The organism is Aeribacillus sp. FSL W8-0870 (assembly GCF_037963755.1).
Lineage (GTDB): Bacteria > Bacillota > Bacilli > Bacillales > Aeribacillaceae > Aeribacillus > Aeribacillus composti.
In genome coordinates this window covers 3,825,204-3,848,073 of sequence record NZ_CP150165.1, presented here as the reverse complement: position 1 = coordinate 3,848,073, position 22,870 = coordinate 3,825,204, and the positions used below count along the sequence as shown (strand labels likewise).

The window sequence follows — 22,870 nt, the reverse complement described above, 5'->3', positions numbered from 1 at the left end:
GGGTGAGTCGATTTGGCCTTTGTGAAAGCATCTAATCAAGAGGATACAAATCAGCAGCTATTGTTAATTGACAAAACAGCGGTTAATCATAAAAGAGGATATTTGCTTGCGAAACGAATTATGGATTTATTAGGAGCGTTTCTTGGAATTATACTGTTATTACCTGTTTTTATCATTGTAGCTATTTGTATCAAACTTGAAGATCCAAAAGGCCCTGTGTTCTTCAAGCAAATACGCGTCGGCAAAGACGGCAAAAATTTTTATATGTATAAATTCCGATCGATGGTTGTAGATGCGGAAGAACGACTAAATGATTTATTAAAATATAACGAAGTATCCGGTGCGATGTTTAAAATAAAAGAGGATCCAAGAACTACGAAAATAGGGAAATTCATCCGAAAAACAAGTATTGATGAACTTCCGCAGCTTTGGAACGTTATTAAAGGAGATATGAGTTTAGTTGGCCCCCGTCCTCCACTGCCTAGAGAAGTAGAACAATATACAAAGTATGATATGCAAAGACTGCTTGTGACTCCTGGATGCACAGGCCTTTGGCAGGTGAGTGGAAGAAGTAATGTAGGGTTTGAGGAAATGGTGGAGTTGGATATTAAATATATAAATGAGAGATCTATCTTTTTAGATATTAAACTTATATTTAAAACAATAATAGTTATGTTTACTTCAAAAAACGCTTATTAATATGCACAATTAAAATTAATTTAAAAAGAGAGAGGTTTAAGCAATGTATAATTTAAATGGTAAAACTATTCTTGTTACAGGTGGAACAGGATCATTTGGCAAAAAATTTGTTAACAAAATTTTAAAATATGATATAAAAAAAGTGATTGTGTTTAGTAGAGATGAATTAAAACAATATGAAATGGCGCAGGAATATACGGATCCTCGTATTCGCTTTTTTATTGGTGATGTACGGGATAAAGATCGTTTATACCGTGCGTTTGATGGTGTTGATGTTGTTATTCATGCAGCAGCTCTTAAGCACGTTGGTGCATGTGAATACAATCCATTTGAGGCGATCAAAACCAATATACATGGTGCTCAAAACATTGTAGAGGCAGCGATTGACCGAGGGGTTCAAAGAGTTATTGCATTAAGCACAGATAAAGCTTGCAGCCCTGTAAACTTATATGGTGCGACGAAGCTTGCGTCTGACAAACTTTTTGTAGCTGCAAACTCTTACGTAGGTGAAAAAGACACGAGATTTTCAGTGGTTCGTTATGGAAATGTTGTTGGGAGCCGCGGCAGTGTTGTTCCATTCTTTAAGAAAATTCGACATACTGGTAAATTGCCTATTACAGATGAAAGAATGACTCGTTTTTGGATTACACTTGATCAAGGTGTTCAATTTGTCATAGATAATTTACAGCGTATGCGTGGCGGAGAAATTTTTGTACCGAAAATTCCAAGCATGAGAGTAGTAGACTTAGCGGAAGCAATTGCTCCAGAATGTGAAATCGAAATTGTTGGTATTCGCCCAGGTGAAAAACTTCATGAAGCGATGATTTCAGAAGACGATGCCCGCCGCACTTTAGAGTTTGATACATATTATGTGATCCAGCCTGAATTCCCTTGGTGGTCAGAAGAAGCTTTGAAAGGTGGAACTCCTCTTCCAGATGGGTTCAAATATACAAGTGATACAAATTCTGAATGGTTAACTGTGGAAGAGTTGCGAGTATTGGTAGAAGAAATGTAAAACGTTTCTTCTACTTTTTTCTAGTTTAGGAGTGAGATATATGGAGAAAGATAAAATTTTTGAACCTGTCAGACAATCGTATTTACCATATGGAAGGCAATGGATTGATGAAGATGATATTGAAGCTGTTATAGAAGTACTGAAAGGAAGCTATTTAACAACGGGTCCATATCTTGCAAAGTTTGAACAAGCTGTTGCAGAATATGTTGGAGCCAAATATGCTGTTGCTTTTTCGAATGGAACGGCGGCATTACATGGAGCTTGCTTTGCAGCCGGAATAGGCAATGGAGATGAAGTCATTACGACACCAATGACTTTTGCTGCTAGTGCGAACTGTGTGATTTATCAAGGCGGGACACCTATTTTTTCTGATATCGATGAAAAAACATATAATATAGACCCTAATAAAATTGAGGAAAAGATTTCTGATAAAACGAAAGCAATTATTCCGGTTGATTTTACAGGTCAACCTGCTGAATTGGATGGAATATTAGAAATTGCGAAAAAACATAACCTTGTAGTGATTGAGGATGCTGCACATGCCTTAGGGGCTGTATATAAAGGGAAAAAGGTTGGTTCCATTAGTGATATGACGATGTTTAGCTTTCATCCAGTAAAACATATTACTACAGGTGAAGGCGGAATTATTACGACAAACAATAGAGAATACTATGATAAATTACTGCAATTCCGCTCACACGGGATTACACGTGAGAAAGATAAACTAAACGAATTTCATGGTCCTTGGTATTATGAGATGCAGTTTTTAGGATATAATTATCGCATGACGGATATTCAAGCTGCTTTAGGGACAAGTCAGTTGAAGAAGGTTGATAAGTTTGTTGAACTTCGTCGAAAATATGTTGCAATGTATAATGAAGCATTCAAAGATATAGATGAAATTATAACTCCATTCCAACATGAAGATGGACAATCAAGCTGGCATTTATATATTATTCGATTAAAATTAGATAAATTAACAGCGTCAAGGCGCGAAATTTTTGAAGCGCTGCAACAGCAAAATATTGGTGTCAATGTTCATTATATTCCTGTCCATTTACAACCTTATTATCAACAATTGGGTTACAAAAAAGGGATTTGTCCGAATGCTGAAAAATTATATGAAGAAATGATTACATTACCTCTATTCCCTGCAATGAGTGAAAAAGATGTTCATGATGTAATCAAAGCAGTGAAAAGAACGATAGACTATTATAAGAAGTAAGAAGGTGGAAAAATGAAAGTTGCTGCTATTATCCAAGCTCGTATGGGTTCTACGAGACTTCCGGGGAAAATATTAAAAAAAGTATTAGACAAAACATTACTTGAATATCAAATTGAACGAGTAAAAAGAGCAAAAAGTATTGATGAAATCATTATCGCCACAACTACGAAAGAAAGTGATGACCAAATTGTTCAACTTTGTCAGCAACTTTCAATACCTTATTATCGAGGATCAGAGGAAGATGTGCTGTCTCGTTATTTTGAAGCTGCTACACAATTTAATGCAGATGTCATTGTTCGATTAACATCAGACTGCCCAATTATAGACCCAAATGTTATTGATAAGATTGTAACACATTATTTGGAAAATAAAGATCGATACGATTACGTTTCAAACACATTAACTCGCACATATCCAAGAGGACTGGATACAGAAGTGATGTCATATAAAGCGTTAAAAAGAGCTCACGAAGAAGCTAAAGAGTTAATGTATCGTGAGCATGTAACTGCCTATATATATCATCATCCTGATCAATTTAGATTTTTTAGTGTGTCAAATGTAAAGGATGAAAGTAAACATAGATGGACAGTAGATACAGAGGAAGATTTCCACTTAATTAAAAACATATTAGAAGTGTTATATCCGACTAAGCCATTATTTACATTTGAAGATGTTATTCAAATTTTGCGATCAAAGCCTGAGTGGGTGCAGATTAATGCACATATTGAACAAAAGAAACTATAGGTTGTGTTTTTAAAAATGAATGTACTATTTAGGACTGACTCATCGCTAACAATTGGAACTGGTCATGTGATGAGATGTTTAACATTGGCAAATCAACTAAAAAAACAAGTTAATGCCAATGTTTCTTTTATATGCAGAGATCTTGAAGGCAATTTAATTAATTTTATTAAAGACAATGGTTTTCGCGTTTTAGTTCTCCCAAAAATTCAAATAAATAAGGCTGACCATCTTGCCATTTTTCAATGGTATGAAAAAAATTGGAAACAAGATGTATATGAAACTCAATTCTTGTTTAAAAAATATAATTTTTCAATAGATTTATTAGTTGTCGATCATTATGGATTGGATAGTAAATGGGAAAGCAAGATAAAGCCTTTTTCAAAAAAAATAATGGTGATCGATGATTTGGCAAATCGGAAGCATGTTTGTGATTTTCTCCTTGATCAAAACTGGTATTTAAATTATCAAGATAGATATAAAAATTTAGTTCCTCCTGAATGTAAACAATTATTAGGACCCAATTATGTGTTGTTAAGGGAAGAATTTATCGAAGCTTCTCGTCAGAAACGCATTCGTGATGGGAAAATTCATAACATCCTTGTTTTCTTTGGCGGAACAGATCCTACAAATGAAACGATCAAGACACTGAATGCATTGGCTTTATTAGAAAATAACATAAAAGTAAATGTTGTTGTAGGTTCATCTAATAGAAGAAAACATGAAATTCGAGAATATTGTGATCGATATCTCAACTTCTTTTTTCATTGTCAAGTGTCAAACATGGCAGAATTGATGAATGAAGCAGATTTAGCAATCGGAGCTGGCGGAACAACAACATGGGAGAGATGTTATTTAGGGCTTCCATCCATTACAATTATTGTAGCGGATAATCAAATAGAGTTAACGGATTCTGTTAGCAAGTTTGGTGCGACCATTAATCTTGGATGTAGTCATGAAGTTACGTCTGATCAAATATTTGAGGCTGTAAAGGATTTAATCGAGCATCCTAAAAAAGCTCAATTACTATCTGAACGTGCTTCTAAACTTGTCAATCACAAAATTGTAAATACTTATCCAGTTGTTAAGGTAATTATGGAGGAACTAAAATGAACTTATTAGAACGTACAAGACTAGAAGATATGAACTCCTCACATTTAGAAATGGTTTTAAATTGGCGAAATCAGGAACATATTCGATCAGTAATGTTTCATGATCGGGTTATTTCGCTAGAAGAACATAGAAAATGGTTTGACAGAGTTAAAAAAGACAAACGAACCATTGTAAAGATTTTTTACTTAGAAAATGTTCCAGTTGGGGTTGTGAATTTTACTAATATAGATTTGGAAAATGGCAAATGTTCTTGGGGATTTTATGTTGGTGATCAAAGTGCGCCAAAAGGTTCAGGAACTTTAATGGGATACTTAGCCTTAAATTTTGTATTTGAAGAGTTAAACATCCGTAAATTATGTGCCGAGATAATCAGCTTCAATGAAAGAAGCATTCGTTATCATCAGCGGTTAGGTTTTAGAACAGAAGGTGTTTTGAGAGAACACGTCCTTAAAAATAACCAATATGCAGATGTGATATTAATGGCTTTATTTAATAAAGAATGGAAAGAACAAAAAAGTAAAATAAAACATATGATTGAAGGAATGAGAGTATGAACGAAATTATTGTTGAAGGAAGAAAGATTGGACCAAATCATAAACCATTTATTATCGCAGAAATGTCTGGGAATCATAATCAATCCTTAGAACGTGCTTTAGCGATTGTTGAGGCAGCTTCCAAGGCTGGAGCACATGCGTTAAAGATTCAAACATATACAGCGGATACAATGACATTAAATTTGGAAAATCCGGAATTTAAAATTGAAGATAGCGATAGTTTATGGAAGGGACATACGTTATATCAGCTATACCAACAAGCCTATACTCCTTGGGAGTGGCACAAACCTATTTTTGATCGTGCTCGAGAATTAGGGATGATTCCTTTTAGCACCCCTTTCGATGAAACAGCAGTAGACTTTTTAGAAGAATTAGATGTACCGATGTATAAGATTGCATCTTTTGAAAATACCGATATTCCACTCATTAAAAAAGTCGCTTCAACAGGGAAACCAATGATCATTTCAACAGGAATGGCAACGGTAGCCGAATTAGATGAAACGGTAAGAGCAGCGAGAGAAGCAGGTTGTAAGGATCTAGTTCTTTTAAAATGTACAAGCACCTATCCAGCTTCTCCTGAAAATACAAATATACTAACCATTCCGCACATGAGAGAATTATTTAACTGTCAAGTGGGCTTATCGGATCATACCATGGGAGTTGGAGTAGCAGTTGCCAGTGTTGCGTTGGGAGCAACCGTCATTGAAAAGCACTTTACCCTTTCAAGAGCTGATGGCGGGGTAGATGCTGCATTTTCAATGGAGCCTGATGAAATGAAAGCATTAGTAGAAGAAACTGAAAGAGCATGGCAGGCATTAGGGGAAGTAAAATATGGACCAACGGAGAAAGAAAAGGCGTCGCTAAAATTTAGAAGATCGATTTATGTAGCAAAGGATATAAAAGCTGGGGAAAAATTCACGAAAGAAAATATTAGAGTTATTAGACCGGGATATGGTTTAGAGCCTAAATATTTTGAAAAAATTATTGGCTTAACAGCTAATAAAGATTTAAAAGCTGGAACTCCATTATCGTTTGATTTACTTTTTAAAGAATAGGTTAAATTCTTTTGTAATTGATAAACGCAATTAAGGAATGATCTAGTACAACAACATTGGCTAGAATTTCTTTTTATCTTAAATGCTATTTCTTGGTTCTTTTATTTTAGATTTATCTCACAAGATACTCAGTTGATTAAGTAATTCTGATTATTTGTATTTATTGAACTATAAGCGACTAAACGTATTTTATGAATAGGGGATCTTTGAATTAAATGAAGGAACAAATAATAAATATTATTTTAAGGGGTCTTACGTTATTTGCTAAATTTATTGTTGTTTTTCTGTTTGCTAGATTCCTAAACGAGATGGAGTTGGGTGAATATAGTTTAATTGTATCTTTTATTACAATAAATATATATATTATAGGTTTTGAGTATTATACAAATGTAACTAGACTTTATATAAGATTCTCGAAAATAAAGTTAAAGAGTAAACTTTTATTAAATCAATTATATTTTCATGTTTTTATGTTCTTTTTAAGTAGTATTATTCTATGGGTAATAGTTGAAATTGATATTATAGATAAAAAATATTTTATTTATTTGTGGATACTCTTATTTTTTGAATTTGTCAGTCAAGAAATTGCTAGAATACTAATTAATATTTCAAAATCAATCTTATCCAATTTAGTAGTTTTTATTAAAAATGGACTATGGGTTTATTTAATAATTCCTGTGTTTTTAATATCTCCTGATATTTTAAATGTTAGGAGCATACTAATATTCTGGATTATCCATAGTTTTCTTAGTGTGTTAATTGGTCTAATTTTTATTAGAAAACAATTCATTTTTCGTACTTTGAAAAAAAACCCCAGCTATAGAATTATAATTTATGGTATAAAAAGGAGTATTCCTTTTTTTCTCAGTACAATTTCATATGTATTTTCTATAAACATTGATAAGTTTTTTTTGAAATTTTTTTATGGGAATAGTATTGTAGGAATTTATTCTTTTTATTTTAGTATTATTAATGCTATTTATTCCTTTATATTTGCAGGATCAATTTCTATTTTTTTACCAAATATTATAAGATATTATAATGAGAAAAACTTATATAAATTTGAGGCGACATTGAGGAAAATGAACTTTAATTCTATTTTAATTTTAGTTATAACTTCCTTGTTTTCATTATTATTTCTTGATTGGGTTATCTTTTTTGTAAAAAAAGAAACATTTCATGATTACAAATTTATATTAGTAATACTATTAATTGGTTTGACATTCAACATAATTTCCCAAGTCTATCATTATAGATTATATGTGGGAAATTATGATAATTATTTAATGAGAGCTAGTTTTTTTTCATTAACTATAATTATTTTATCAAATCTAATTAGTGTACCGTTTTTCTCTATTTATGGATCAGCTTTTTCATATTTGTTAGGAATGTTAAGTTTATTAATTTTAAAAATGGGATACTATAAAAAAATTTCGGGTGAATTTGCATGAATATTTGTTTTATAACTTGTTTTTATAAAACTGAACTTTTTTTTGAAATTTCAAAAGAAATTAAATCCAATAAAAAAATTTATTGGATAACTCCAAGTTATAAATGGTATAACTGGTTGTTAAAAAAGGGGATAAAACCGGAAGAAATTCTTTTAATTACTAAAGATAAAGTTAGAAACAATAAAAGAAGCTTATTAACAGTTGAAAATAATTCTTATGGTTTAAATTTAACTAGTATTGCTTTAATGGATAGAATATTAAGAAGTATGAATGGCGATTACTCTATTAATTATCTTACTTCATTGGGAGATTTAATAAAATCGTTTATAATAGATAAAGATATTGATGTAGTATTTGGAGAAGCAACGGCTGCTCATGAAATTTTAACGTCAGTGATATGTGATATATTGGGAAAATATTTTTTTAATCCATTTACTGTTAGGATTCCTAGTAATAGATTTGTGTTTTTTAAAGGTCCTTTTCAGTCAGAAATTTATCAGTTTAAAAAAAGTCGGATGCATAAAACCGATATGAATAAAATTATAAACGAAATTATTGACTCTGTAGTTATATATAATAAAAAGCCTGATTATTATTATATCAATAATCAGATTCCTAGGTTTAATTTTTCCCTAATTAAAACTATAATAGTTAAGTTATTTGAATCCTTAATCGAAGCAAAATATGATCAGTCTGTAAAATCGTTAAAGTATCAATTACTTATTGAAAAAAAATATTTGAGGCCATTGAGATATAAAATAAATATTTTAAAATCTGTTTTTCAAAATGCTGACTATAACCGGGACTATGCACTTTATACACTTCATAAACAGCCTGAAGCTTCGATTGATGTTTTAGGATATAGGCACAGCAATCAACTTGAGTTAATAAGAGAAATTGCTCTAAATTTGCCGGATAATGTAAAATTGTATGTAAAAGAACATTCTAATAGTTTAGGTGAAAGAAGTTTATATTTTTATAGAAAATTAACAAAAATTCCTAATGTAGTATTAATAAATCCATTTGAAGATACAAGAAAGTTAATAGAGAATAGTTTATTAGTATTAACTGTTTCAGGAACAGTAGCCTTAGAAGCTGGGATAATTGGAAAAAAAGCTGTAACATTTTCTAAAATGTTTTTTAATGAATTAAATAATGTATTCTATATTAATGATCCTATGGACATAAAAAAAATATTATATTGTAACAAAAAGAATGATAAGAAAAGTCCAGAAGATTATTATCGATATATAATTCAAAATTCCTTTGAAGGAACAATTTCAGACACAATAAGTACACCCCAAGTACTTGATAGAGAGAATGTAAAAAAAATAGCATTTGGATTTAATTCTTTAATAGATGACTTGAAGGTGTGATATTGGTAAATGAACTATATCTCTCCACGTTGGCTTATTATGTTATCATTTGTCATTTGGATCTTATTTAATCTTGTTTCACCAATACAATATATTATTCAACCTGATAACAAAGCAATTTTATTTTTGTTTTTTTGTTTTGTTTCTTTTTTTATTGGAACATTTTATACTCACTTATTTTTTTCAAAAAAAGTAGGAAAAGATACTAGAAATACTACTAATTTTAACAACAATAAATATATAAAATTTATCAGGATAGTTAATTGGATTGGCCTTATAGGTCTAGTTTTCAGATTTTATGATTTATTTTTTATTAGAGAATTTCTGTCTTATGGTTCAATTTCTGCCTATCGATTATACGGTAATACTAATGAGATTTCTGTAATTGGAATAGCGTCTTCGTTTCTTTATCCCTTTTCAATTATTGCATTGGTTGTTTCAATTCATATAAATGGTATAAATTTAAAAGATAAAATGTTCATATTTGTAAATACATTTTTGTTTATTGTATATATTTATTTACTTGGAGGGAGAACCAGTTTATCATTATTAGCTGGAATGGTACTTATATCGTTTATAATAAAGAAAGAAAAATTGTCACTTATATTTAATTTAAAAAGGATATTATTAATTATATCTGTATTTTTATTGTTTTTTCTTTATTCTAGTATATTATTACATAACAGGCTTGAAGAAATGGGGTTTACTATTTATGATCATTTAAATTATATGCAAAATGAGAGACATTTTATTGTAAAAGGTTGGTTTGCTGATATTTACTCAGATAATATGCTTGTTAATAGTTTAAAATACACTTTTATTAGTTTAGTACACTATCTTCTACATGGATATTATCAGTTTTTTCTTTTATTCGAATATTTTGATGTTAATAATTTAGGTTATGGTTCATATCAATTCTATCCTATTTTTAAATTTGCAAAATTTTTGGGGTTTGATATTCCAGATTTTGATGAACTTTTGGATAATTTAGAATCACAAGGAGTATATACAACTTTTTTTGGTCCACTGTATACTGATTTTGGATTTGGAACTTTAACATTTCTATTAATGTTTATATTTGGTTTTTTTTGTCAATTAACATATAAAAAAGCTATAAACGGAAAATTATCTAATATATTAATTTACAGTTATCTAGGTACAGTATTAGTTCATAGTTCATTTATAAATATGATTCAATCAGGAATGGGGCTATATGTTTTTATATCAATTCTTTTATCTGTTTTATTGTTGAAGCTTTTATAAATTGCAATATTAAATGCAACGATTGATAAAATTCAAGCTAAACCATTTTGAAGAAACTACTTAAGTGTGGTTGGTTATTCAATAGGAAACTTTATATGGAGTGGAGATGAGCCTTAATATGTGAGCCAGCTTTCTGTGTAGCTGGCTTCTTGGCTGGAAAGTCATGCGTGCAGAGCCTTAAATGTCAGGTTGCATGAGGCTTACTTTAAGATAATGGAGTAAGCTCTACCTGAAAGTATTTTCAGAGGTTTGAAGTCTACAATCTTTCTTGATCATATGATAGTCGTATTTGAGATGAATGAGATCGTTTTTCTTTAAGGAAATAAAACTCCCGTATTTGTCCATTACAGATGAGAATAAAGTAAATCCCTGTATTTTCTCTAGGAAAAGAAAGATTTTAGGGGTTAATCTTTCAGTTCAGTTAGTGTCAGAAAGGTCTTGTCTTTACTTTTTTTACCGATAACCGTATTGATTTCCCAATGGTAAAATTCTTTTTTTAGGCTGTTCAGCTTCTAACAGATCGTTTTTCAATGAGCTTCGACAGTTTTTTTTAAAAGCATTGTCTTAGGTATTGAAACGCCTGGTCGTCGCTTTTTACGAATAAGTCCAAGATCAATATAGTTATGTAGCGTCTTTGTGCAAACAAGATCATTTCCGATTTTTTTATTATTTTATGTATCCATTGACAGCATATGGTGATAAATTATCATTATTTCCTACATTTTGTCTTAGGAAACTAGATAAATTTAATAGCTGTATTTATTTTTCTTACCTTAGGATTTTCGATTTTCTTCATATCGAACTTATCTTTTTCTGGAAAATAGGTTTCGAAAAAGTTCTGTCCGGTTTTATTTTAGGTTACCGTCCAATGTTTCAGTCCACGTAAGATGAAAATTTGCGACATCAATCTATGACCACAACTATCGTTTTACACAGATTTTTTATTCAACACTTAGTAAAGTCTATTCAATAGCTGCGATTTAAATGGTGTTTATTTGTTTAGAAATCAGAAAATCAACTTAGGTTGTGCTTTGTCGACTTAATCATAACACGGCTTAATCCTATGGATTTCATTTTTATTGTTGTATTTATACAACTAGAAGAAACTTTTAATAAGGATGATAAAAAGTGGTTGATAAGATTTTATTTATATCAGATTCACATGGGACTGATTACGGAGTGAAATCTTTTGTTTCTATAATTTGTGAAAATTTAGTAGATAAAAAAATAAAAAAGATATGTTATGGAGGAAAACCGCTAGATTACTTTATTGAAAAGATATTATCATTAAATAGGGATGAGAAATTTGATTTTGTAATTTTACAAATTGGTAATCCTGATGTTCATCCTAGAATGCCCCATAAAATTTTGAAATATTTTAGAAATAAAGGTTTAAAATTTTGTAGAGATTCTTTATTTTCTATTCCTCCTTCTTTTAATTTAAGCTATATACTAAGGCTTCCTTTTTTCTTTTTTAGATTAATATTGATTCGATTTTATAGGGAATATTATAATTCAATTAATGAAATTCAAGATAAATTAACTTTTTTAGTTGAACAACTAGAGAAAATTGCGGATAGGATAATAATAATGCCGTTATTTAAAGTTAATCACCATTTGTACGGAGAATATCATAATAAAAATGTAGAAATAATAAATGATTTTTTAAGAAAGAGTTATCCGGATTACATTTTTTTAAGTAAAAATCTAGATTATTCAGTATATAAAAAATATTATAACTTAGATGGTTTTCATTTTAGGAAAAATTTTCATATTAAATTATCAGAGGAATTAATTAAAGTTATTAAATAATGTTATTAATTACAAATTATTGCTTAATAGAGGAGCATTCCTGTTAGAAGCTTTTTCGGGAACTTGCATAAAAAGAGCCCTTGTACTCAAAATCACAAAATTAATCAAGTCACCGAAAAAACGCTGGAGTCGGCATGGATATTGCAAAACGCAAACATTACGCCTGCTTTGTCGATGATCGCGGCCGAATCCTGCAAAAGACTTTCCCGGTTGCACAATCCAACAAAGCTTTGAAGGGTTTTACCAGTGCATCCTGTCAGCTATGAAAGAATTCGGCAAAACCGAAGTCATCATCGGAATTGAGCCAACAGGCCATTATTGGCTCAATCTGGCCTATTTCCTGGATGAAAGAGGGATCCCTCGTAAACAGACCTATCGCTACATCCATATTTAACCAGTAGCGACCGCGGATCGTACCCATTAACTGTAAGAGAATCGCATATTTATAAAATTATGTTAGTGATCGTGTCGAAAATATTTTTTGACACCCCTAAAACGGTCAAACCGTTGATAAATCAATATTTATAGAGGGAAGAGAAATATCAAACTTGATAGAAAATAAGGAATTCGTATCGGAATATCGGAAATAGTAACATATATACAGTAGAGTTATTTAAATGCATATCTTGGACATCAAAAAAGTTATTTTTTCTTTGTTTTGTTGCTTAATTAAATCAAGTTTAGCTGAGCCTCTAGTGATTATGATTCCATTGAAAAGAAGTAAGGTCAGATACATAAACTTGGCACTACCACGAATGTTATTATACTCCTTCCGATATGAAAGTAGGTCCACTTTCGTCGAAAATTTATGATAATAGGGTCAGTTGTCTTTGTTCTTGCTTTGGAACTCATGATGTTTTTCATCAAGTTAAACTGTGTATGCGATATCGGTTATACCAGATATCACATGTTTATTGCATCTTTTCTGCCTTAATTATTGTTCTATTTCTTATCGAGAACATAAACTGAAAAGCTCTCATTGTAAATTTTGCTTCTAAATCGGTTAGAAATAGGTAACCAAGAGAAACCAGTAACCAATAATTTATAGGTAATCAATTATACTTATTAAAATAGGAAAAAGTTTTCCTTTTTTTATTATTGTTAATAACTTTGAGCCGATTATAATATTCGGTCATATTGCTTTATTTTTCTTTAAACTAAATTAAAATTTTGATTTTAAATAATCTTGAATAAGGATTGAGGGAGTTTTATGTCAAAAAGAGTAGCAATCCTCCACGACTGGTTAGTTATCTATGCAGGAGCTGAAAAAGTATTGGAACAATTACTCAAGATTTATCCTGATGCTGATTTGTTTAGCCTTGTAGACTTTATAGATAAAGATCAGAGAGGTTTTATTTTAAATAAACAGGTTACTACCTCTTTTATTCAAAAGTTGCCGTTTGCTCGAAGAAAGTATCGCAGCTATCTTCCTTTCATGCCGTTGGCTATTGAGCAATTGGATGTATCGAAATACGATATTGTCATTTCTAGTTCACATGCAGTTGCGAAGGGTGTTATTACCGGCCCTGACCAACTGCATATTTCTTATGTTCATTCGCCAATCCGCTACGCATGGGATTTGCAACATCAATATTTAAAAGAAGCGGGATTAGACCGAGGAATGAAAGGCTGGATCGCGAAGACAATCCTTCATTACATAAGAAATTGGGATTATCGTACGTCCAATGGAGTTGATTATTTTGTGGCCAATTCAAAATTTATCGCCAGAAGAATTTGGAAAGTGTATCGAAGGAAAGCGGATGTTATCTATCCACCGGTAGATGTGTCCGCTTTTACTTTCCACGATCAAAAAGAAGATTTTTATCTTACAGCCTCTCGAATGGTTCCATATAAGAAAATCGACTTAATCGTTGAAGCTTTCTCACAGATGCCAGATAAAAAATTAGTCGTTATAGGTGACGGACCGGATTTTCATAAAATTAAGGCAAAGGCTGCTTCTAATGTGAAGTTGCTCGGATACCAGCCTTTTGAAGTTTTAAGAGACCATATGCAGCGGGCAAAAGCGTTTGTATTTGCCGCAGAAGAAGATTTCGGAATCACACCTGTTGAGGCGCAAGCTTGTGGTACTCCAGTTATTGCCTATGGGAAAGGTGGAGCATTAGAAACGATTCGCGGATATGGACAAACTGAGAATCCAACAGGTTTATTTTTTGAAGAACAGACAATAAAATCGTTAGTTGATTCTATTAAATCATTTGAGAATATTTCAGGTGATATTAAATACGAAGATTGTCGTGAAAATGCGTTGTGTTTTTCCCCAGAAAGATTTAGAAAAGAGTTTGAAGACTATGTAAATAGTAAGCTTGAAAATATGTAGATAAAAAATTAGGAGGTTTCCGATGAAGCTTGTATTACTTTCTGGTGGTTCCGGCAAACGCCTTTGGCCTTTATCTAATGACGCGCGTTCAAAGCAATTTTTAAAAGTGTTAGAAAATCAAAACAGCGAACTGCAGTCGATGGTTCAGCGTGTATGGGGTCAGTTAGGAAATGTCGACCTAGCTGATTCCGCTGTGATTGCTACAAGCAAATCCCAAGTCGATATGATTCATAGCCAATTAGGTCAAGATGTACCGATTATTATTGAACCGATGAGGCGCGATACGTTCCCAGCGATCGCTCTAGCATCGGTTTATTTGTATAGTGTAGAAGGAATCGATTTAAATGAAGTTGTCGCCGTCTTGCCTGTCGATCCTTATGTGGAGGATCGCTTTTTTCATCGAGTAAAAGATTTAGAAGAAACCGTACTCGCAAGTGGGACTGATTTGGCGTTAATCGGTGTCGAGCCAACGTATCCGTCTGCAAAGTACGGTTATATTGTTCCAGCTTCCAAATCTAGTGATAGCAATTATTTAAGAGTAAGTCATTTTACAGAGAAGCCAACTGAAAAAAAAGCAGCGGAATTAATTAAACAAGGCGCACTTTGGAACTGCGGCGTGTTTGCTTTTAAACTCGACTATATTATTTCTTTGCTGCAAGAAAAGGGATTTCCAACTCAATATGATGGGCTATTAAAGCAGTATGATAAGTTGCCGAAAATTAGCTTTGACTATGAGGTCGTGGAAAAGACAGAACATATTGTTGTGTTTCCATATGATGGCTATTGGAAAGACCTTGGTACGTGGAATACATTAACGGAAGAGATGGCAACAAACCAAATTGGTAAAGGTGTTATTAGCGCTGATTGTGAAAATACCCACCTCATTAACGAGCTAGACATTCCTGTGACAGTATTAGGAGTATCAAATGCTATTATTGCGTCAAGTCCTGATGGGATTTTAGTTGCAGATAAGGCAAAAAGCCCAAAAATTAAAGAGTTAGTGAACGATTTTGATCAGCGTCCAATGTACGAAGAACGCCGCTGGGGCTGGTATCGAGTATTAGATTATACGAAGTTTGAAGATGGAAGAGAAGTATTAACAAAACGAATTGGTGTTACCGCAGGGAAAAACTTAAGCTATCAAATGCATTATCACCGCAGTGAAGTGTGGACCATCATTAAAGGTGAAGGGGAATTTGCTTTTAACGGGGAAATTCGCCGTGTGAAGCCGGGGGATGTGCTTGAAATTCCTGTCGGTGCGAAACATGGAATTAAAGCGATTACTGATTTAGAATTTATCGAAGTGCAAACAGGAACGGAGTTAATTGAAGAAGATATTGTTCGTATTTATATGACATGGGAAGAAGTAGGAGCAAATTGCTTCTCTGTGAGTAAATAATGGTTTGTGCTGCTGGAAGGATGTGTTTCTTCTAGCAGCGAGTTTTTTCTATGAAAATGCGCGCTTGGAGCGGCTATTTTCATGCCGGGTGGAGAGCAAGCAAAGCACGTTCATGGAGCTTTTATTAGAATATTTTAAAGACAGCAAAGTTTTTTTATACTGTTTGCAACTTTTCAAAAAAATGCGTCTAATTCTGAGAGAAATTTGAAAAGATTGAAATTCGAAGGATTGGGTATCATTAATGGGGAACATATTTCTAAGCAAATTCAACTTCGTCAACTAAATGGGATGGCATCAGCGGAAAAGGTAAGGAGGACAAGCCACCCAGTAACAAGGGCGGCTTGTAAGTTTCATTTTTGTTGATTTATCCGAAAAATGCATTGACGATGAGTAACGTAACCAAAGACGCTGCCCATGCCAGTGTGGTTGGAATAGACCATGTCAAAATTTGTTCTTTCACTTCTTTTATTCCTAACATGCGGTTAATGACCCAGAACAAGCTATCGTTAAAATACGAGAAGATCATTGCCCCTAAGGCGGCTGCCTGTGCAGCCAATGCCATATTGACATTCAATTGTTGCAAAATAGGCGCTGAGATGGAGGCGGCGGTAATCATGGCCACGGTTCCGCTGCCTTGAATCAGCCTCACAATCGTTGCGATGATGAAAGGGATTAAGATGGCTGGGAGATGTAATTGCGCAACTTGTTGGGCAATATACTCTCCGCTTCCACTCTCCCTTAGGACGTTCCCGAGCGCCCCACCGGCACCGGTGACGAGGAGGATGATTCCGGACGTTTTGATTCCTTCCTCCATGTGGTCAAGCGCTTCAGAGCGCTTCACATGGTGATATAATCCGTATATGGAGAAGATCAGTCCGATTCCAACTGCAATAATGGGCGAGCCAAGAAATGTGATGTAGTCGTAAATTCCTCCCTTTAATTTGAGGGCGGTGACGGTTGTATTCGCAAAGATTAATATAATCGGAACGAAAATAGGAAGCACCGATCGTGTTAGTGAAGGTAAGTCTTTCTTTTCCTTAGATTCAAGAAATTCCTGAACCGTGATCGGATTAACCGGTCGTACATAACCTAAGCCTGTTTCATCAGGGATTTGATATATTTTCTTTCCAAGCCATTTGGCATATAGGACGCCTACAACGGTAACGGGGATGGCAAAAACTAATCCCCACGCAATCATCAATCCGACGTCAACTCCAAAAATTCCCGCAACACCTAATGGACCGGGTGTTGGCGGCACTGCATGGTGGGTGGCGACGAGCCCGGCTCCGAGTGCTACGCCAATGGTGAGAATCGATTTTCCGGTTTTTTTTAGAAAGGGCTTTCACAAGCGGCGTTAAAATCACAAAGGCTGAGTCCACAAAGATCGGGATGGAAACGATATACCCTGTGATCGCCATGGCCCATTCTTCTTTTCGTTTTCCGACCCATTTTACAAGAGTATATGCCATTTTTTCAGCAGCACCGGATACTTCTAAAATGCGTCCCATCATCACTCCGAATCCAATCACGATTCCTATAGATCCTAAAGTGGATCCGAATCCTGCAGTGATCGCGTTGATGACGTCGGGAGCAGACATGCCCCCAACCAGTCCAGTAATGGAAGCTGCTATGATCAGAGCCAAAAATGCATGAATTTTCGTCTTAAGTACTAGGAAAATGAGGATCGCTACCCCTAATACAAGCCCGAATATCATTTGGACGCCCGATGCTTCCAACGCTTATACCCCCTTTTTATTCCCCTTTTGTTGTCTAGATCATAGAAGAGTTATGCCCATGAAGGCTGAAATTTTGGCGCATATTTTGCTGCAATTGTAATGGCTTCTTCCATACTTACGCTGCTTGCAATTCCCTTTCCGGCAATATCGAAGGCTGTTCCGTGGTCGACAGATGTGCGCAAAAATGGAAGACCGTTTGTAATCGAAATCGTTCTTTCAAAATCCGCCATCTTCCCGGCAATATGACCTTGATCATGGTAAAGGGATAGTACAGCATCATAACGCCCATTTAGTGCGTGATGAAAAACAGAGTCAGCAGGGACTGGCCCAACGGCGTTAATCCCTTTTTCTTGAGCCATTTGAATGCCTGGGAGAATCTCATCGATTTCTTCCCTTCCAAACAGCCCGTTTTCTCCGCCGTGTGGGTTTAATGCTGCAACGGCGATTTTGCGATTTTCCACTCCTAGGCGTTGCAATGCTTGATCACAACGAATTAAATAGTCGCAAACCCTCTCTTTTGTCATTGCGGCGATGGCGTCTTTTAGGGACAGGTGTCTCGTTAAAAAGAAAATTCTCATGTTTCTTACTTCAAACATCGTCAGTGGATCATGGGTGTTGGTCAATGCGGCTAATATTTCTGTATGTCCGATAAAAGGAACGTTTGCCGCTTTCAACGATTCTTTATTGATTGGTGTCGTGGCTAAAGCTGACACTTTTCCGTTAAGGGCTAGATGGACAGCTGTTTCAATATATTCATAAGATGCCTTTCCGCATTGTGCCTGAACTTTCCCCATTTCAAGGGTGTCTATGTTTACGTTGTTTAATGAGATAACATCTATTATTCCATGTTCGTATTTTCCATCTGAAGGATCTTTAATTTCACGGATGTTCAGCGAGATACTTGTAAAATTCATAGCCTTTTTCAATACTTCACTATGACCAATAACAAGGGGTGAGCAAACTTCATATATTTTTGGCTTATTCAAGGCTTTAACTGTGATCTCTGGTCCGATTCCTGCCGGATCTCCCATTGGAATTGCGATAATCGGTTTAGTTTGTGCTGACATGTTTTCCACTCCTTTGGTGATTGATTTTCATTTGCAAAAACCGTAAACTTTTATAAATGGACCGTTGGTCGCCAACCATGCCTCCCTTTGTGACGACAGGGAGTCCGTCCAAGTATCCTCCCGAGAAGTATCCGAATGATGTCAATGGGAGAACTTCGTCTTCAATTTCAATGCCATTTGCTCTTCCTACGGCGCAAAGGGATGCGGTTACATCGCCGCCGCTTGTGAAGCATCCAGAAATGGGATACTTGGAACTCTCGATAATTTTCCTGCTAATTACGGCAAGTCCGTCTGTTATTCTTTTAGCTAGTGCATCTTCAGATACTTGCTCTATATATGATAACGCTTTCAAATTGATCAGTTTATTCGCTGGGTGGTACGTAGTCACAATTAAGATGTTTTCTGTTTCTAATCTTTTTAGGCCAATGGATACGGCCCGTTCAACTTCTTCATTCCAGCTATTTGTGAAACTCGCTAATTTTTCTGGATTTACGTATACCGGGTTAGCGTTTGTTTTAGCTAAGAGATAATGAAGTTGTCGGCCGGTTAAAGAGGTCACACTTCCGATGACGATTAATATTTTTTGCGTGTTGAGTTCTTGATGTAAGTATAATCTTACATAGTAAGCGGTTAAGGGACCTGGATCGACGGGAACAATGATTTTATCTTTAATCTTTGTCATCGCAAGGGCAATTGTTTCGATATGTTCATCGTTTACTGCATCAACCACGATGATTCGGTTTCCCTGTTCGATTTCTTCCCGTAATTTATTGGTGATTCTCCCGACGCCGGAAAGAACGGCATCCAGCCCTATCAATGAGACTGAATGGATGCTTTGTTGTCGAATGATGTCTGGGACAAACGACTGATTGACGGGCATAAGAGGATCTTTGGCTACGTCGGTTTCCTGGACAGGTACACCATCAACGAGCAAATATCCCCCGGTTGTTATTCTTCCCGAGTCGGGAAAAGAAGGGACGACGATGGCGATAGAATGTTCGCCAAGTTCATTTAAAACGGTATCAATTTCGATCCCAATATTACCACGGATGGTGCTGTCAATTCTCTTGCAAAATATCTTCACATTCCATTGTTTGAGGTTTTTGATTGCCTGGCGTACGCGATTTTCCGCAATCTCCCTAGAAGCGTATCGGCTATCGGTATCAATACAAATAGCATCGTAGTTTTCTATATTTGTCAAAGGTGCGTTTCTGACGAAGGTAGCTGTTTTGAATCCTTGTTTGGCCAATCTGACTCCTGTTGCATTAGCGCCGGTCAGATCATCTGCAATTACTCCTATTCTCATAAGTATTGTTCCCCCTCCCTGTCTATCAAAATCGTTTATATCGCTGCCGATGGATCACCCCCTTATTTTTGTTTATCACCAAGCAGGACAGTAAGGGGTTTTTCATATGACGTTGATTTTTAGTTGAAGTTGGGACTGCTTATACTCATTCTCATTCAATAGGGCGTACAACAATCACGTTTACATGTTCACTATATTTACACTGGTCTTCTTGGCTTAATCCCGTGTCTGTAATAATCCCTTCCAACTCTGAAAGTTGGCAAACGAGAGAAAAAGCCTTTTGGTTAAACTTGCTGGAATCGGCCAGCAACCAAGTAGATTCGGCCGCTTGCATCATCAGTTTTTTGATTAGCGATTTTTCAAAAGTGGGCGATGTTACTCCTGATGCAATATCGACAGCATGGGCCCCTAAAAAGAAAATATCTGCATGGATGTTTTTCAGTAACTCTTGGGTAGGCCAGCCATACAAAGTACCAACTTGGTTTTGCAATTCACCTCCCGTCACGATCACCTTTAATTTACTTTCCATTAATTCGGCTGCAATCTTAATGTCATTAGTAATAACAGTTAAATCTTCCCTGTCTTTAATCAACCTAGCGACTTCAATAGTGGTCGTTCCTGAATCTAAAATGACATTAGCTCCTTCTGGAATCAATTCGACTGCTTTACGGGCAATGGCTTTTTTCTGCTCGATATTTTTTTCTTTTTTCGTTGAGTAAGGTGTTTCTTGAATTAGCGATTTCGGATGAATGGCACCCCCATGTGTTCGGACGATCTTGCCCTCTCTTTCAAGAAGAGCCAAATCTCTTCTGATCGTCATTGTTGACACGTTTAATTGTTGCGACAGTTCTTCGATATCCACTTTACCTTGGGTGATCAATTGTTTTTCAATCCATCGGCGTCGTTCTTTTGGCAACATGTGTATTCATCCTTTAAAAATGTTCGATTTTAACAATTTTTTGTTAACTTTTAACGATATTTTATTTCCATTTGTTCACTTTTGTCAATAAGGGAAGTAGAAAATTTTTTTTCAATTCTAAGATGGGTTCGGTGCCTGTCTCCGCTCAAAATTTATCTAAATATTTGTAATTGAAAGGTAAATGGAAGGGTATTACAATAATGGATAAGAACTAATGTTCTGTGATTGGGAGGGATGGATGAGTGACGGTGAAGATTTTAAGCATTGGGTTAAGGGGGTTAGGAGGGTATTGGGTGCGTGGGGTGTAGGGGATGCCGGGAATTACGGCGATGGTGATTGTTAGGTTGCCGGATGCGTCGGTGAAAGAGGCAAAGGAACGTGTTCTTGCTTCGCTTTATGCTTTCGGATGCGACTTTTTTGATAAAAGGCTTGTTGTTCATTTGTCTCCGCCGGAGCGGAAAAAGCATAGCCCGATGTTTGATTTGGCCATGGCGATTGGGATTTTGAAGGCAATGGGCAAGCTGACAGCGCCGGCTTCCTCCGATGCAGCGTTTTTAGGTTCGTTATCGTTGGATGAACGATTCAGCCGGTGGATGGCATGCTTCCAGCGATATTGGCAGCAAAGAAGCTCGGTTTTCAAAAAGTATACCTTCCGTATGATCCCACACTTCCGCTTTATCATTTGAAAGATCTCGATTGTATCTTTGTTCAGACGTTGGAAGAAACGGTGCAATATCTGCAAGGACAACGTGTTCTTTCGTTACCCCCAGCTTTTCGCACTCCTGAAATTATGGACTCCCCGCGAAAGCATCATCGGGATTTTCAATCGAGTATTGGCCATCATCAAGCAAAGCGTGCATTGGAGATCGCAGCGGCAAGCGGACATAACGTGTTAATGGTTGGACCGCCTGGGTGCGGGAAAAGTTTGTTAGCGGAAACGTTTTCGTCGATTTTGCCGGGTCTTTCTCATGATGCGCAGTTAGAGGTGATCAGTTTGTACCAGCTGGCAGGAGAAAAAATTGAGAGCGGCTATCCGCCTTTTCGTCATCCGCATCATTCTGCTTCATCGGTTTCTTTAATTGGCGGGGGAACGCACCCAAAGCCTGGCGAAGTGTCGCTGGCACATCGCGGTGTTTTATTTCTCGATGAAATGGCGGAATTTGCAAAAAAGACGCTGGATATGCTTCGCCAGCTGTTAGAGACGGGGAAAGTGACGATTAGCCGTATTTCGTCGACGGTGACATATCCCGCGGACTTTATTTTGCTTGGGGCAATGAATCCGTGTCCGTGTGGATATTTAGGCTCAAGAACGCGCTATTGCACATGTAGTGCGAAACAAATTCAAGCGTATCGAAATCGTGTTTCCGGGCCGATTTATGACCGGATGGATGTTTTATTACCATTGGAAGTCATTGATTTTTCCAGAAACGAGAGTTTCGGAATCTTCGGAAACCATAAGGAAAAGAGTGGAAAAAGCAAGAAGAAAGCAATATGAACGTTGTTTTTCTTCAAGACTATCAAACTCGTAAGCAAGCGGAACAAAGCATATTTGAATATATTGTGAGTTTTTATAATGATCAACGGATTCGTATGAAAAACTCTATTACAGTAGGAATCAAGATATTACAAAATGGCATTGTCGAAACAGATAACGATTATCACGGAGTTGGATCCTATTAACGCAGATTATAGATATTCTTTAGCTAGATAGAGACTAGAAAGAGGGAAATATATTTAAATAATTAGATGATATAAGGATCGAATATATTATTATTTCAAATAAAGTTTCAGAGAGTCTTAT

At 35.2% G+C, this 22,870-nt stretch carries 17 protein-coding genes and 3 pseudogenes; 16 read left to right on the top strand and 4 right to left on the bottom strand.

All coding sequences use genetic code 11. The annotated features are described in order from the left end of the window. Positions 1-21: 21 nt before the first annotated feature. The 14 genes and pseudogenes from NSU02_RS18495 (at position 22) to NSU02_RS18430 (ending at position 16,041) form a co-directional block, all read left to right on the top strand. A complete protein-coding gene (locus tag NSU02_RS18495; RefSeq protein ID WP_235600488.1) occupies positions 22-699 on the top strand; it encodes a sugar transferase in 678 nt (225 codons plus the stop codon). Positions 700-742: 43 nt separating this feature from the next. Then, on the top strand, positions 743-1,714 hold the full coding sequence (pseB, locus tag NSU02_RS18490) for a UDP-N-acetylglucosamine 4,6-dehydratase (inverting) (RefSeq protein ID WP_063388981.1): 972 nt from the start codon (positions 743-745) through the stop codon (positions 1,712-1,714). 40 nt (positions 1,715-1,754) lie between these two features. Beyond that, a complete protein-coding gene (gene pseC, locus NSU02_RS18485; protein ID WP_339193559.1) occupies positions 1,755-2,939 on the top strand; it encodes a UDP-4-amino-4,6-dideoxy-N-acetyl-beta-L-altrosamine transaminase in 1,185 nt (394 codons plus the stop codon). A 12-nt stretch (positions 2,940-2,951) separates the two neighbouring features. Further along, positions 2,952-3,683 (top strand): glycosyltransferase family protein, encoded by a 732-nt coding sequence (locus tag NSU02_RS18480; RefSeq protein WP_339193558.1) that lies wholly within the window; start codon positions 2,952-2,954, stop codon positions 3,681-3,683. A gap of 15 nt (positions 3,684-3,698) precedes the next feature. Further along, entirely contained in the window at positions 3,699-4,793 is a 1,095-nt protein-coding gene (gene pseG, locus NSU02_RS18475; protein ID WP_339193557.1) for a UDP-2,4-diacetamido-2,4,6-trideoxy-beta-L-altropyranose hydrolase, read from the top strand. Continuing rightward, on the top strand, positions 4,790-5,347 hold the full coding sequence (pseH, locus tag NSU02_RS18470) for a UDP-4-amino-4,6-dideoxy-N-acetyl-beta-L-altrosamine N-acetyltransferase (protein ID WP_063388977.1): 558 nt from the start codon (positions 4,790-4,792) through the stop codon (positions 5,345-5,347). Before pseG ends, pseH begins: the two co-directional genes overlap by 4 nt. Next, positions 5,344-6,402, top strand: a complete 1,059-nt coding sequence (gene pseI / locus NSU02_RS18465) for a pseudaminic acid synthase (RefSeq protein WP_339193556.1) — start codon at positions 5,344-5,346, stop codon at positions 6,400-6,402. Before pseH ends, pseI begins: the two co-directional genes overlap by 4 nt. A 215-nt stretch (positions 6,403-6,617) precedes the next feature. Continuing rightward, on the top strand, positions 6,618-7,853 hold the full coding sequence (locus NSU02_RS18460; protein WP_144597810.1) for an oligosaccharide flippase family protein: 1,236 nt from the start codon (positions 6,618-6,620) through the stop codon (positions 7,851-7,853). Next, positions 7,850-9,229, top strand: coding sequence for a hypothetical protein (locus tag NSU02_RS18455; protein WP_339193554.1), 1,380 nt, complete (start codon positions 7,850-7,852; stop codon positions 9,227-9,229). The genes NSU02_RS18460 and NSU02_RS18455 overlap by 4 nt, the downstream gene beginning before the upstream one ends. A 9-nt stretch (positions 9,230-9,238) precedes the next feature. After that, the gene (locus tag NSU02_RS18450; protein ID WP_144597808.1) at positions 9,239-10,492 is read left to right on the top strand and encodes an O-antigen polymerase; all 1,254 of its coding nucleotides are present in this window, start codon (positions 9,239-9,241) and stop codon (positions 10,490-10,492) included. Positions 10,493-11,620: 1,128 nt separating this feature from the next. Then, positions 11,621-12,304 carry a hypothetical protein gene (locus tag NSU02_RS18445; RefSeq protein WP_144597807.1) on the top strand — a complete coding sequence of 228 codons (684 nt, stop codon included), beginning with the start codon at positions 11,621-11,623 and terminating at the stop codon, positions 12,302-12,304. Between the two features lie 63 nt (positions 12,305-12,367). Beyond that, positions 12,368-12,665: pseudogene (locus tag NSU02_RS18440) on the top strand (transposase); the annotation flags it as partial. An 849-nt stretch (positions 12,666-13,514) separates the two neighbouring features. Next, positions 13,515-14,642, top strand: a complete 1,128-nt coding sequence (locus NSU02_RS18435; RefSeq protein ID WP_144597806.1) for a glycosyltransferase family 4 protein — start codon at positions 13,515-13,517, stop codon at positions 14,640-14,642. Positions 14,643-14,664: 22 nt separating this feature from the next. Continuing rightward, positions 14,665-16,041 (top strand): sugar phosphate nucleotidyltransferase, encoded by a 1,377-nt coding sequence (locus NSU02_RS18430; RefSeq protein ID WP_339193550.1) that lies wholly within the window; start codon positions 14,665-14,667, stop codon positions 16,039-16,041. 364 nt (positions 16,042-16,405) lie between these two features. Here the strand turns inward: NSU02_RS18430 and NSU02_RS18425 are convergent. The 4 genes and pseudogenes from NSU02_RS18425 to NSU02_RS18410 all read right to left on the bottom strand — a co-directional run bounded on the left by NSU02_RS18425 (position 16,406) and on the right by NSU02_RS18410 (position 21,069). Continuing rightward, positions 16,406-17,777, bottom strand: a pseudogene (locus NSU02_RS18425) (gluconate:H+ symporter). A gap of 50 nt (positions 17,778-17,827) precedes the next feature. Beyond that, positions 17,828-18,844: a 4-hydroxythreonine-4-phosphate dehydrogenase PdxA gene (gene pdxA, locus NSU02_RS18420; protein WP_339193548.1), complete on the bottom strand. Its 1,017-nt coding sequence runs from the start codon at positions 18,842-18,844 to the stop codon at positions 17,828-17,830. Further along, complete coding sequence (locus NSU02_RS18415; RefSeq protein WP_339193546.1) at positions 18,828-20,150, bottom strand: four-carbon acid sugar kinase family protein; 1,323 nt, start codon at positions 20,148-20,150, stop codon at positions 18,828-18,830. The genes pdxA and NSU02_RS18415 overlap by 17 nt, the downstream gene beginning before the upstream one ends. 151 nt (positions 20,151-20,301) lie before the next feature. Further along, positions 20,302-21,069, bottom strand: a complete 768-nt coding sequence (locus NSU02_RS18410) for a DeoR/GlpR family DNA-binding transcription regulator (RefSeq protein WP_339193543.1) — start codon at positions 21,067-21,069, stop codon at positions 20,302-20,304. A 311-nt stretch (positions 21,070-21,380) separates the two neighbouring features. On the opposite strand from NSU02_RS18410, the pseudogene NSU02_RS18405 reads away from it, so the two are divergent. Beyond that, positions 21,381-22,568 (top strand): annotated as a pseudogene (locus NSU02_RS18405) (YifB family Mg chelatase-like AAA ATPase); the annotation flags it as partial. Continuing rightward, on the top strand, positions 22,561-22,749 hold the full coding sequence (locus NSU02_RS18400) for an IS3 family transposase (protein ID WP_327848440.1): 189 nt from the start codon (positions 22,561-22,563) through the stop codon (positions 22,747-22,749). The pseudogene NSU02_RS18405 and the gene NSU02_RS18400, both read left to right, overlap by 8 nt. Positions 22,750-22,870 lie beyond the last annotated feature (121 nt).

Bases quoted from the DNA above. Each gene is read 5' to 3' on its own strand.
- NSU02_RS18430 (WP_339193550.1), top strand. From the start codon at position 14,665: ATGAAGCTTGTATTACTTTCTGGTGGTTCCGGCAAACGCCTTTGGCCT.
- pseC (WP_339193559.1), top strand. From the start codon at position 1,755: ATGGAGAAAGATAAAATTTTTGAACCTGTCAGACAATCGTATTTACCA.
- pseI (WP_339193556.1), top strand. From the start codon at position 5,344: ATGAACGAAATTATTGTTGAAGGAAGAAAGATTGGACCAAATCATAAA.
- pseH (WP_063388977.1), top strand. From the start codon at position 4,790: ATGAACTTATTAGAACGTACAAGACTAGAAGATATGAACTCCTCACAT.
- NSU02_RS18455 (WP_339193554.1), top strand. From the start codon at position 7,850: ATGAATATTTGTTTTATAACTTGTTTTTATAAAACTGAACTTTTTTTT.
- NSU02_RS18435 (WP_144597806.1), top strand. From the start codon at position 13,515: ATGTCAAAAAGAGTAGCAATCCTCCACGACTGGTTAGTTATCTATGCA.
- NSU02_RS18410 (WP_339193543.1), bottom strand. From the start codon at position 21,069: ATGTTGCCAAAAGAACGACGCCGATGGATTGAAAAACAATTGATCACC.
- pseG (WP_339193557.1), top strand. From the start codon at position 3,699: ATGAATGTACTATTTAGGACTGACTCATCGCTAACAATTGGAACTGGT.
- NSU02_RS18480 (WP_339193558.1), top strand. From the start codon at position 2,952: ATGAAAGTTGCTGCTATTATCCAAGCTCGTATGGGTTCTACGAGACTT.
- NSU02_RS18400 (WP_327848440.1), top strand. From the start codon at position 22,561: ATGAACGTTGTTTTTCTTCAAGACTATCAAACTCGTAAGCAAGCGGAA.
- NSU02_RS18450 (WP_144597808.1), top strand. From the start codon at position 9,239: ATGAACTATATCTCTCCACGTTGGCTTATTATGTTATCATTTGTCATT.
- NSU02_RS18460 (WP_144597810.1), top strand. From the start codon at position 6,618: ATGAAGGAACAAATAATAAATATTATTTTAAGGGGTCTTACGTTATTT.
- pseB (WP_063388981.1), top strand. From the start codon at position 743: ATGTATAATTTAAATGGTAAAACTATTCTTGTTACAGGTGGAACAGGA.
- pdxA (WP_339193548.1), bottom strand. From the start codon at position 18,844: ATGTCAGCACAAACTAAACCGATTATCGCAATTCCAATGGGAGATCCG.
- NSU02_RS18415 (WP_339193546.1), bottom strand. From the start codon at position 20,150: ATGAGAATAGGAGTAATTGCAGATGATCTGACCGGCGCTAATGCAACA.